The organism is Chromobacterium sp. FG22 (assembly GCF_057809415.1).
Genome location: NZ_JBMDJX010000016.1, coordinates 112,902 through 123,757 on the forward strand (window position 1 = coordinate 112,902; position 10,856 = coordinate 123,757).

Here is a 10,856-nt window from a genome sequence, read left to right on the forward strand (position 1 = left end):
CTTTTGCTGCGCGCCGCGCTGGGCGGCGTCTCGCTGTGAAGCAGTTTTTGGTGGAGGTAAGCGGGATCGAACCGCTGACCTCTTGCATGCCATGCAAGCGCTCTCCCAACTGAGCTATACCCCCGCACCGGCTGCGTTTCACAGTGCTGCGCAGTATATGGCAGCGGCAGGAGCGTGTAAATAGCCTCCGCCACTTTTTTTGGATAATTTTCCGGCGGCGGCGCGGCCGCCGGCATAGGAGGGTCCGGAGCGCTCGGTTATAATCGCCCATTCGCCAGCCATACAACAGGAAGCAAGCCGATGTCGGTTGGGCATTACGAGAATTTCCCGGTGGGCTCCATCCTGCTGCCGCGCAGGATGCGCCGCGCCGTGCACGCCATCTACCATTTCGCGCGTTACGCCGACGACGTGGCGGACGAGGGCGACGACACCCCCGAGCTGAGGCTGGCCGAACTGGACCGCCTGGGCGCGGAGCTGGAGCGCATCGGCGCCGGCCAGACGCCGGACACGGCCATGATGCGCAATCTGGCGGCGGCGATCGCCGAGCACGGCCTGGACTTGCAGCCGTTTCACGATCTGCTGGCGGCCTTCCGCCAGGACGTGGGGAAAACCCGCTACCGCGATTACGCGGAACTGGCGGATTACTGCCGCCGTTCCGCCAATCCGGTGGGCCGGCTGATGCTGGCGCTGTACGGCGAGAACGATAGGCGCTCGCTGGCGATGTCGGACGGCATCTGCACCGCCTTGCAGCTGATCAATTTCCTGCAGGATGTCGAGCTGGACTGGCGCAAGGGCCGGGTCTACTTGCCGCAGGAGGATTTGCAGCGTTTCCGGGTGAGCGAGGCGCAGATCGCCGCGCGCGACGCCGGCGGCCTGTGGCAGCCTATGATGCGCGCCCAGATCGAGCGCGCGCGCAAGATGTTGCAGGCCGGCGCGCCGCTGGGCAAAGTGTTGAAGGGCCGGATGGGGCTGGAACTGAGGCTGATCATCCTGGGCGGCGAACGGATACTGAAAAAGCTGCACGACTCCGGCGGCGACGTGTTCCGCCGCCGTCCGGTGCTGGGATGGCGCGACTGGATTTACATGCTGTGGCGCGCGGCGCGCGCCAAGTGAGCGCCGCGGCGCGACGACGATGAATATGATTGAAGGACGGCGGCCCGCCGCGGCCGCCGCTTGGACAGGAGTGGCGCGTGACGCCTGATCAGTATTGCGAAGACAAGGCCGCCGCCAGCGGCTCCAGCTTCTATTACAGCTTCCGCTTCTTGCCGGAGTCGCGCCGCCGCGCGATTACCGCGCTGTACGCCTTCTGCCGCGAGGTGGACGATGTGGTGGACGAATGCCACGACCCCGGCGTGGCCAGCGCCAAGCTGGCCTGGTGGCGCGGCGAAATCGCCAAGCTCTACCAGGGCGCGCCGGAACACCCGGTGATGCAGGCGCTGCAGCCGCATGCGCGGGCTTTCGGCCTGCCGCAGAGCGAGCTGGAAGAAATCATAGACGGCATGGCCATGGACCTGAGCATGGTGCGCTACCAGCGTTTCCAGGACCTGCTGCTGTACTGCCACCGCGTGGCCGGCGTGGTGGGGCAACTGGCGGCGCGCATCTTCGGCTACGGCGACGAGAAGACGCTGGAGTACGCGCACGAGTTGGGCATCGCCTTCCAGCTGACCAACATCATCCGGGACGTGGGCGAGGATGCGCGCCGCGACCGCATTTATCTGCCGATGGAGGAGTTGCAGCGCTTCAATTGCCCGGCGATGGACATCCTGCACTACGAGGAAAGCCCGGCCTTCAAGGACTTGATGGAATTCCAGATCGAGCGCGCGCAGCAATACTACCGTCAGGCCTGGGAAATGCTGCCGGCGGCGGACCGCAAGTCTCAGCGCCCCGGCCTGCTGATGGCCGCGATCTACCGCGCCACGCTGGAGGAGATCAAGCTGGACGGCCCGGCCAAGGTGCTCAATCAGCGGCTGTCGCTGACGCCCATCCGCAAGTTGTGGCTGGCATGGAAAACCTGGACTTTCGGCTACCGGCCGTGAGCCGCGCATGAGCAGGCCGCGCGTCGCCGTGATCGGCGCCGGCTGGGCCGGCCTCGCCGCCGCGGTGGAGCTGGCCGGGCGGGCGGAGCTGACCGTGTTCGAGGCCGGCCGCGAGCCGGGCGGCCGCGCGCGCCGCATCGGCGTGCCCGGCAGCCGGCTGGACAACGGCCAGCACATCCTGATCGGCGCGTATCGCGAATGCCTGCGGCTGATGGCCGCGGTGGGCGTGGACGAGAGCCGGGCCTTGCTGCGCCTGCCGATGAACTGGCGGCGCCAGGGAGGCATCAGCCTGAGCTGTCCGCGGCTGCCGGCGCCCTTGCATCTGGCGGCCGGCCTGCTGACGGCGCGCGGCATAAGCTGGCGCGACAAGGTGCGGCTGGCGCTGGCCTTGCAGCGTTTGAAAGGACAGGGCTGGCGGGTGGAGCCGGATTGCGCGGTGACGCAATGGCTGCTGGAGCAAGGTCAGTCCGAAACGCTGATCCGCGAATTCTGGCGGCCGCTGGTGTTGTCCGGCCTCAACACGCCGCTGGAGCAGGCGTCGATGCGGGTGCTGGCCGCGGTGCTGCGCGACAGCCTGGGCGCGGAGCGCGCCGCCAGCGATCTCTTGCTGCCCAAAGTGGACTTGTCCGCCCTGTTCCCGGAGCCGGCCTGGCGCTGGCTGGCGGCGCGCGGCGCGGATCTGCGCGCCGGCCGGCGCGTGCGCGGCATGGCGGCGGATTCAACGGGGGTGAGCGTGGACGGCGAGCGCTTCGACGCCGCCGTGCTGGCGGTGGCGCCGTATCACGCGGCGGAACTGACGGCGGATCCAGCGCTGCGCCAGCTGACCGATGCTTATCGTTATTGGCCCATCTACACCGTCTACCTGCAGTTTGAAGGCGCGGTTCGTTTGCCGGCGCCGATGTGCGCCTGCAGCGGCGGCGTCGGCGACTGGCTGTTCGACCGCGGCGCGCTGATGGGCGAGACCGGCTGGGTGGCCGCGGTGATGAGCGCGCCGCAGCATCTGGACGCGCTTGCGCAAGAGGAACTGGCTGCTTTGGTGGAGGCCGACGTGCGCCGGCTTGATCCGCGCGCCGGCCGGCGGCTTGATTTCCGGGTGCTGGCGGAGCGGCGGGCCACTTTTGCCAGTTTGGTCGATATGAGGCGACCGGCGCAGCCAAGCCCGGTACAATCGCTTTATTTGGCGGGAGATTGGACGCATGCTGATTATCCTGCCACTTTGGAGGGGGCCGTCCGAAGCGGCGTCGCAGCCGCCCGCGCGGTGATTGGAAGACTGTGAGCCATCCGGCGGCCGCAGGGGCGCGCCGCCGATGGCCCTGATTACAAGATAGCGAAAAAAAATGACGACAGATATCGCCTCTAACGCATTCAAGGACCGCGTGGTGCTGATTACCGGCGCCTCCCAGGGCATAGGCCGCGAGGCCGCGCTGACGTTGGCGCGTCACGGCGCCACCGTGGTGTTGCTGGCGCGCAGCGTCAAAGGCCTGGAGAAGGTCTACGATGAAATAGCGGCCGCCGGAGGGCCGGAGCCGGCGGCAGTGCCGCTGGACCTGCTGAAGGCGGCGGAGGGCGATTTCAACAATCTGGCGATGATGATCAAGCGCGAGCTGGGCCGCCTGGACGGCATTCTGCACTGCGCCTCGCATTTTTACGCGCTGTCGCCGCTGTCCAATCAGACGGTGGAAGAGTGGATGGACCAGTACCGGATCAATACCGTGGCGCCGTTCGCGCTGACCCGGGCCTGTCTGCCGCTGTTGAAGGATTCGCCGGACGCGGCGGTGCTGTTCGTCGGCGAAACCCACGGCTTGCATCCGGCGCCGTACTGGGGCGGTTTCGGCGCATCCAAGGCCGGCCTCAACTACCTGACCCAGGTGGCTGCCAATGAATGGGACGTTTACCCGCAGTTGCGCGTCAACCAGCTGATCCCGGGGCCGGTGAATTCGCCGCAGCGCAACCGCACCCACCCGGGCGAGGACAAGTCCGAACGCGGCAATCTGTCCGAACTGATGCCGCATTTGCTGTACTGGCTGGGGCCCGCCAGCCAGGGCCGCAGCGGCGAGATCGTGGAACTGGATTTGCGCGCCCGGCGCGCTTGAGGGGAAGGGGGAGGCATGAGCATAGGGCGATGGCTATGGTTGCCGCTGTTGCTGGCGTTGACCGGCTGCAACTGGGTGGGCAACGTCACCGGCTTGACCAAGGACGCCAATAAGGCGATAGGCGCGGCCTGCCGTCAGACCGGCCGTTCGCTGGAAGAGTGCTATCTGCGCAATCCCGAAGCCGACAAGGCGGCGATTTACGCCGGCTGGCGCGAGATGAACGAGTACATGGCCAAGAACAAGCTGGACACCATGGAGCCGCCCCGGGAAGCGTCCGCCTCCGCCGGCATGCCGGCGCCCACCGCCAGCGGCCACGGCGCCGCGTCCGCGCCGGCGGAAAAATCCAGCGCCAACACCTCTCCCTCCGGCCCCAGGCCGCTGAGCAACGAAGAAGCCGAACGCGCCGCGCGCACCGATCCTCAAGTGGAGGCGGTGCTGGCGGCCATCCGCAACAAGCCCGCCGGCGAAGGCGGGGAAAAATCCAAGGCGGCCTCCGGCGCGGAGCCGGAGCAGAAACGCCTGCTCAACATCATCAATGAACTCAATAAGAACAGCCCTGCGCCTGGTTCGCACGGCTGAGCCCGCCCACTTCTTTCCGTTGTCCTGATGGCAAAAATCAAAACCGTATTCAGTTGCGCCGAGTGCGGCGGTCAAACGCCCAAATGGCAGGGCCAATGCCCGCATTGCAACGCCTGGAACACGCTGACCGAGGCGGTGCAGGCCGCGCCGGCGGCCAACGCCCGTTTCCAGTCCTGGAGCGACAGCGCCACCCAGGTGCAAAAGCTGTCCGATGTGCAAACCGAGGAAGTGCCGCGCGACCCGTCCGGCATCGACGAGCTGGACCGGGTGCTGGGCGGCGGCGTGGTGCGCGGCGCGGTGATCCTGATCGGCGGCGATCCGGGCATCGGCAAATCCACGCTATTGCTGCAAGCGCTGTCCGAAATTGGCGCGCGCCGCAAAGTGCTCTATGTGTCCGGCGAGGAATCGCCGCAGCAGATCGCGCTGCGCGCCACCCGTTTGGCGGTGGCCACCGAGCGCGTCAACCTGCTGGCGGAAATCCGGCTGGAAGCCATCCTGGAAACGCTGAAGCGCGAGCAGCCGGAAGTGGCGGTGATCGACTCCATCCAGACCCTGTACACCGACCAAGTGACCTCGGCGCCCGGCTCGGTGTCCCAGGTGCGAGAATGCGCGGCGCAGCTGACGCGCATGGCCAAGCAGACCGGCATCACCATCCTGCTGGTGGGACACGTCACCAAGGAGGGCTCGCTGGCCGGCCCGCGCGTGCTGGAGCACATGGTGGACACCGTGCTGTATTTCGAGGGCGATTCCCACTCCAATTACCGGATGATACGCGCGATCAAGAACCGTTTCGGCGCGGTCAACGAGCTGGGCGTGTTCGTGATGACGGACCGCGGCCTCAAGGGCGTGTCCAATCCCTCGGCCATCTTCCTGTCCTCTTACCGCGACGATGTGTCCGGCTCCTGCGTGCTGGTCACCCAGGAGGGCAGCCGGCCCTTGCTGGTGGAAATCCAGGCCTTGGTGGACGACTGCCACGGCTTCCAGCCCAAGCGCCTGACCGTGGGCCTGGAGCAGAACCGCCTGGCCATGTTGCTGGCGGTGCTGCACCGCCACGGCGGCGTCGCCTGCTTCGATCAGGACGTGTTCCTCAACGCGGTGGGCGGGGTCAAGATCAACGAACCGGCGGCCGATTTGGCCATCATCCTGGCCATGGTGTCCTCCTTGCGCAACAAGCCCTTGCCGGAAAAGCTGGTGGTGTTCGGCGAAGTGGGCCTGGCCGGCGAGGTGCGCCCGGTGGCGCGCGGCCAGGAGCGCTTGAAGGAAGCGGCCAAGCTGGGCTTCACCCGCGCCATCGTGCCGCAGGCCAACAGCCCGCGCCAGCCGATAGAAGGGCTGCGGGTGATCGCGGTGGAGCGCCTGGATCAGGCGGTGGAATTCTGCCGCGAGTGAGCGGCAAGAGCCTGTTTACGATCTGCTGCGTCTCGCTTTAGCTCGCGAGATCGTAAACAGACTCTAAGAAAGCGGATAGCGAATGATAGAAGACCGAGACATAGAAGCGGAACGCCCTTATCTGTTCCGCTACGCGCTGGCGCAATTGCGCGAGAAGGACGCCGCCGACGAGGCGGTGCAGGAAACGCTGCTGGCGGCGCTGGAGTCCCGCGCCTCCTTTAGCGGCAAATCCACGCTGCGCACCTGGCTGACCTCCATCCTGCGCTTCAAGCTGATCGACGCTTTGCGCCGCAAGGGCAAGGAGAAGCTGTTCGAATCGCTGGAGAACGAGGCCGACGACGGCGATTTCGACGGTCTGTTCAGCCGGGACGGCCACTGGCGCGAGCCGGTCAAGGCCTGGAGCGGGCCGGAGCAGTCCTTGATCTCGCGCCAGTTCTGGGAGGTGTTCGAGCAGTGTTCGGAAGTGATGCCGCGCCGCACCGCGATGGTGTTCGTGATGCGCGAGGTGATGGGCATGGAGATCGCGGAGATCTGTAAGAATCTGGAGATCAGCGCGACTAACTGTTCCGTATTGCTGTATCGCGCCCGCATGAGCTTGCGGGAATGTTTTTCGATTCGCTGGAGCCGGGAGGCTAGCGTATGAAGTTGAGTTGTCGTCAGGCCAGCCGTTTGATCTCGGCCTCGCAGGATCGTCCCTTGAGCCAGTGGGAACACGTGCGTCTGCGCGTGCACCTGTTCATGTGTGGCAATTGCCGTAATTTCTCGCAACAGCTGAAGCAGTTGGGGGAGGCCGCGTGCAAGGCGGGGCGCGGGGAGTAGCCATTTGAAAGCGCAAGGGGAAACCGGCCTTCTGGCCGGTTTTTTCTTGCCCGCGGCGCGGGATAAAAAGAAGCCGGCGCAAGCCGGCTTTTAACTTCAAGGGTGGTAAGAAAAAATCAGCGCTTGCGCTTGCCGCCGCCGCTCTTGGCCGCCGCGCACTGGTGCGGGCAGGCGGCGCATTGGCTGTCGTTGAGGCCGGCTCCGGTGAGCGATTGCTTGAGCGCACAGACCGAGCGGCGGCAGGCGATGAAGCGGATCTGGTTTTCCGAGGCCAGTTCGCGGAAATGGCGCATCACGTTGTGGCCCAGAAAATCGGTGAACAGAATCAAGAGGTCGGTGCCGGCCGGCAGGCGGTCCACCTTGCGCTGGTGCGAGCTGTTGCGGCCGCTGACGTGACGATGGATGTTGATGCCGAAATCGCGCAGCACATCCGGAATATTGCCGAGGGTATCGGCTCCCACAAGCATGGCATTCATTGGACATCCCTCCTGGGTGAATTTTTAGAAATGATAATCGTTATCATTTAGCCGGTCAATCACAAACTTTGAAAATGGCAATCAGGACAGGGGTGAACTGTGGCGGATCGGTCGCGCCGCGTGGGCCGTTTACCCGAGAGAGCGGCGCCGGCGGCGGGTCTTGCATGAGCGCGCTTCATGCCGGGCCGGCGGGCGGGGCGAGGGCGGCCGGCTGGCCGGCGTGGCGTAATCCGCGGCCGCGCCGCCTGCCGGAGGAGATTTAGAAAGTGGCATCTGAATAATGCATGGCAGCCACCAGCTTTTTACATGTAACAAGTATTAAAAACACAGAATAAGAAGTATTTACGCTGCGCTGTTTTTAACGCAATTGCAAAAAAGCAACATGCTTACGGGATAGATGCATGCCTTTTTTTTGTAGTTTCTGCTCTAAGTATGCGATGAGGGTTTTTGTATATTGGATTTCTAATACCGGTTAGACGCTTGTTTAATAAAGGTTTTGAGCCCTTAAGAATCATTGCTTAAAACATAGTGCCTGCTCGCTCTGAAGATGGCGGGGGGCCGCCGCGGAAAAGTTTATTGACGCTGATCATGATTAATTCGCACACTCGGATCGCCTTCGGTTCAGATCAAAAAATGAGCACAACGATGCTCTGAATAGAGCCATAAACCCGACGAGGTCAGTGGCCGGATGAACTTACAAGGGATTGGAGAATCATGAACTATCGCAAGAAGAGAATCGCGCTGGCGCTCGCCATGCTCGGCGCCGGAGCCATGCCTCTGGCCCATGCGGACGACGCAAGCGGCACCCTGGACCGAGTGGAGATCACCGGCTCCAACATCAAGCGCTCCATCAAGCAGGAGCAGGCGATCCCGATGACCATCATCAAGACCGACGACCTGATCAAACAGGGCATGACGTCGGTTGAGCAAGTGGTCAACAGCCTAGCCGCCAACCAGTCCTCCCAGGGGGCCAACGCCGCGGTGGGCGCTTCCACCGGGGGGGCTTCCTACGCCAGCCTGCGAGGCCTGGGTCACCAGTACACCTTGATCCTGCTGGACGGCCGCCGCATCGTGAACCAGCCAATGGACGGCACCTCGGTCGACCTCAACGCCATTCCGCTGACGGTGATAGACCGCATCGAAGTGGTGCGCGACGGCGCTTCCGCCATCTACGGCACCGACGCCATCGGCGGCGTGATCAACTTCATCACCAAGAAAACCATGCAGGGCCTGTCCATCGGCGGCGAGTTTCTGTCCCCGCAGCGTTCCGGCGGCCAGGAGCGCAGCGTCAACCTGTCCTACGGCTACGGCGATCTGGGCAAGGACGGCTTCAATATCTACGGCGCTTACGAGTATCACAAGACCAACAAGATCATGGCCACCCAGCGTGATTTCGCGTCTCAGATCACCAGCAGCACCAAGCGCAGCGTCAACAGCTTTCCCCCCAACTACCTGTTGCCCAGCGGCGACCTGATTACCGGCTCGCCCAATTGCGCGCCGCCGTATTCGACGCCGGACGGCAGCGGCGCCTGTTCGCAGCTGTATTCGCTGTATCCGTCCATCCAGCCCGAGGTCGAGCAGCAGACCGGCGTGCTCAAGGGCACCACCCGCATCGGCGACCACGAGCTGTCCTTGCAATATCTGGTGACCGAAACCAAGAACACCACCTGGGTGGCGCCGACGCCGTTCTCCGGCGACGTGACTTCGCCGACCGCGCCGGGTCAGAACCCGGCGGACGGCCCGTTCCCGGTGTATGGCCGCTCGGTGCCGGCCGGCGCGCGCGTGGACAGCACCACCGCCACCACCCAGCGTTTGCAGATGAATCTGGAGGGTTTGATCGCCGGTTGGGACTACCGCGCCGGCCTCGGCCACTCGGAAAGCAAGGTCACCCACGATCTGGACGGCGGCTACCTGAGCCAGAGCAAGCTGCAGAACGCGTTGAACAGCGGCTTCGATCCAGGGACTTCCGATCCGGCCGCCTGGAAACCGTTCTCGTCCAGCGGCCGCATCGAGCAGGCCAAGTCCAAACTCGATCTGGCGGATTTCAAGGTCAGCAAGGAAGTGCTGCAACTGCCGGCCGGCATGCTGGCGGTGGCCATCGGCGCCGAAGCGCGCCGCGAAACCATCGAGCATACCTACAACCATGCGCTGTCCACCGACACGCTGAGCACCGGCCTGACCAAAACCAACGACGGCAGCGGCCAGCGCAGCGCCCAGGCCTTGTACGGCGAGCTGGACATCCCGGTGATCAAGCATCTGGACGCCAACCTGGCGGTGCGTTACGACCACTACAGCGATTCCGGCAGCTCGGTGAATCCCAAGGTGTCGCTGAAGTACCAGCCGGTGCCGCAACTGCTGCTGCGCAGCTCGGCCAGCACCGGCTTCCGCGCACCGTCGCTGTACGACATCAATCAGCCCGCCCAGCAGCAGCTGACCGCCAAGAACTACACCGACCCGGTATTGTGCCCGGGCGGCGTGGCGCAGCCGGGCGCCGGTTCGTCCTCTTGCGTCAAGACGCAGCAAAATCTGCTGACCGGCGGCAACAAGAGCCTGCAGCCGGAAAAATCCTCGTCCATCTCCTTCGGCATGGTGCTGGAGCCGGTCAAGGACCTGACCACCAGCGTGGACTTCTGGTGGACCAATATCCAGAACTCCATCGGTTCGCTGAACGAGCAGACCATCTTCGCCAACCCGGGCAAATACGCCAATTTGTTCGTCCGGGATTCGAAGAACAATCTGCTGTACGTGACCGACCTCACCGACAACCTGGGCAACACCAGCGCCGCCGGCGTCGACCTGGGTTTCTCCTACCGTCTGCCGCGCACCTCGATTGGCGATTTCACGGTGAATCTGGACGGCACTTACATCAGTAAGCACAGCTTCCAGTACGAGAAGGGCGGAGACTACCACAGCGATCTGGGCGCCTATGTCAACGGCAGCCCCACCTTCCGCTGGCAGCACAATCTGGCGCTGAACTGGATGCGCGGCTCGTGGAGCGGCATCTTGGCCCAGGCTTACAAGTCCGGTTACACCGATTCCGACCCCAGCCACATGGTCAAGCCTTACTCCACCTGGAACCTGTCCGGATCCTACGCCTGGAACAAGCAACTGACCGTGACCGCCGGCATCAAGAACCTGTTCGACCAACTGCCGCCGTGGAGCAATCAGGGCGAAACCACGCCCCAGGGCTATGACCCGCGCTTCACCGACGCGGTGGGCCGCGCCTACTTCGTGAAGGCCAGCTACAAGATGTAACTCCGCCATGCCGGGACGGCTTTGCGCCGCCCCGGCTGGAGGGAGGACGCAGGAACCGGCTTTCGCGCGAAGGCCGGAGTGGCAAATGGCGGCCGCGCCGGCTCCGCCCGCTCACAAGGCGGGGAGGGGCCGGTCTAGTCGCCGCAATTGTGGGTATAAACATGACGAGCATCACAGCCAGAGGAATCGGCGGTCCCCCGCCCAAGCGC

At 64.4% G+C, this 10,856-nt stretch carries 10 protein-coding genes and 1 tRNA gene; 9 read left to right on the forward strand and 2 right to left on the reverse strand.

Annotated elements, in window-relative coordinates:
• Positions 1-48 precede the first annotated feature (48 nt).
• A tRNA-Ala gene (locus ACODSD_RS16320) sits at positions 49-124 on the reverse strand.
• A gap of 176 nt (positions 125-300) precedes the next feature.
• Between ACODSD_RS16320 and hpnC the strand changes: the two genes are divergently transcribed.
• The 8 genes from hpnC to ACODSD_RS16360 all read left to right on the forward strand — a co-directional run bounded on the left by hpnC (position 301) and on the right by ACODSD_RS16360 (position 6,916).
• A complete protein-coding gene (gene hpnC, locus ACODSD_RS16325; RefSeq protein ID WP_235087871.1) occupies positions 301-1,113 on the forward strand; it encodes a squalene synthase HpnC in 813 nt (270 codons plus the stop codon).
• Between the two features lie 77 nt (positions 1,114-1,190).
• Positions 1,191-2,036, forward strand: coding sequence for a presqualene diphosphate synthase HpnD (hpnD, locus tag ACODSD_RS16330; protein ID WP_107801710.1), 846 nt, complete (start codon positions 1,191-1,193; stop codon positions 2,034-2,036).
• Between the two features lie 7 nt (positions 2,037-2,043).
• A complete protein-coding gene (hpnE, locus tag ACODSD_RS16335) occupies positions 2,044-3,312 on the forward strand; it encodes a hydroxysqualene dehydroxylase HpnE (protein WP_235087874.1) in 1,269 nt (422 codons plus the stop codon).
• Between the two features lie 61 nt (positions 3,313-3,373).
• A complete protein-coding gene (locus ACODSD_RS16340) occupies positions 3,374-4,129 on the forward strand; it encodes an SDR family oxidoreductase (protein ID WP_227107746.1) in 756 nt (251 codons plus the stop codon).
• 15 nt (positions 4,130-4,144) lie between these two features.
• Positions 4,145-4,708, forward strand: a complete 564-nt coding sequence (locus ACODSD_RS16345; RefSeq protein ID WP_107798718.1) for a hypothetical protein — start codon at positions 4,145-4,147, stop codon at positions 4,706-4,708.
• A 27-nt stretch (positions 4,709-4,735) separates the two neighbouring features.
• Positions 4,736-6,097: a DNA repair protein RadA gene (radA, locus tag ACODSD_RS16350; RefSeq protein ID WP_227107748.1), complete on the forward strand. Its 1,362-nt coding sequence runs from the start codon at positions 4,736-4,738 to the stop codon at positions 6,095-6,097.
• Positions 6,098-6,179: 82 nt separating this feature from the next.
• Positions 6,180-6,740 carry a sigma-70 family RNA polymerase sigma factor gene (locus ACODSD_RS16355; RefSeq protein WP_107798720.1) on the forward strand — a complete coding sequence of 187 codons (561 nt, stop codon included), beginning with the start codon at positions 6,180-6,182 and terminating at the stop codon, positions 6,738-6,740.
• Positions 6,737-6,916 (forward strand): zf-HC2 domain-containing protein, encoded by a 180-nt coding sequence (locus tag ACODSD_RS16360; RefSeq protein ID WP_488877834.1) that lies wholly within the window; start codon positions 6,737-6,739, stop codon positions 6,914-6,916. The genes ACODSD_RS16355 and ACODSD_RS16360 overlap by 4 nt, the downstream gene beginning before the upstream one ends.
• 116 nt (positions 6,917-7,032) lie before the next feature.
• Here the strand turns inward: ACODSD_RS16360 and ACODSD_RS16365 are convergent, their stop codons facing one another.
• Entirely contained in the window at positions 7,033-7,392 is a 360-nt protein-coding gene (locus tag ACODSD_RS16365) for a DUF2325 domain-containing protein (protein ID WP_019104007.1), read from the reverse strand.
• Positions 7,393-8,106: 714 nt separating this feature from the next.
• On the opposite strand from ACODSD_RS16365, the gene ACODSD_RS16370 reads away from it, so the two are divergent.
• A complete protein-coding gene (locus ACODSD_RS16370; RefSeq protein WP_488877835.1) occupies positions 8,107-10,647 on the forward strand; it encodes a TonB-dependent receptor in 2,541 nt (846 codons plus the stop codon).
• The last annotated feature ends 209 nt before the right edge of the window (positions 10,648-10,856 follow it).

Coding starts and splice junctions, on each gene's coding strand:
- hpnC (WP_235087871.1), top strand. CDS start 301: ATGTCGGTTGGGCATTACGAGAATTTCCCGGTGGGCTCCATCCTGCTG.
- hpnE (WP_235087874.1), top strand. CDS start 2,044: ATGAGCAGGCCGCGCGTCGCCGTGATCGGCGCCGGCTGGGCCGGCCTC.
- ACODSD_RS16340 (WP_227107746.1), top strand. CDS start 3,374: ATGACGACAGATATCGCCTCTAACGCATTCAAGGACCGCGTGGTGCTG.
- ACODSD_RS16345 (WP_107798718.1), top strand. CDS start 4,145: ATGAGCATAGGGCGATGGCTATGGTTGCCGCTGTTGCTGGCGTTGACC.
- radA (WP_227107748.1), top strand. CDS start 4,736: ATGGCAAAAATCAAAACCGTATTCAGTTGCGCCGAGTGCGGCGGTCAA.
- ACODSD_RS16355 (WP_107798720.1), top strand. CDS start 6,180: ATGATAGAAGACCGAGACATAGAAGCGGAACGCCCTTATCTGTTCCGC.
- ACODSD_RS16360 (WP_488877834.1), top strand. CDS start 6,737: ATGAAGTTGAGTTGTCGTCAGGCCAGCCGTTTGATCTCGGCCTCGCAG.
- ACODSD_RS16365 (WP_019104007.1), bottom strand. CDS start 7,392: ATGAATGCCATGCTTGTGGGAGCCGATACCCTCGGCAATATTCCGGAT.
- ACODSD_RS16370 (WP_488877835.1), top strand. CDS start 8,107: ATGAACTATCGCAAGAAGAGAATCGCGCTGGCGCTCGCCATGCTCGGC.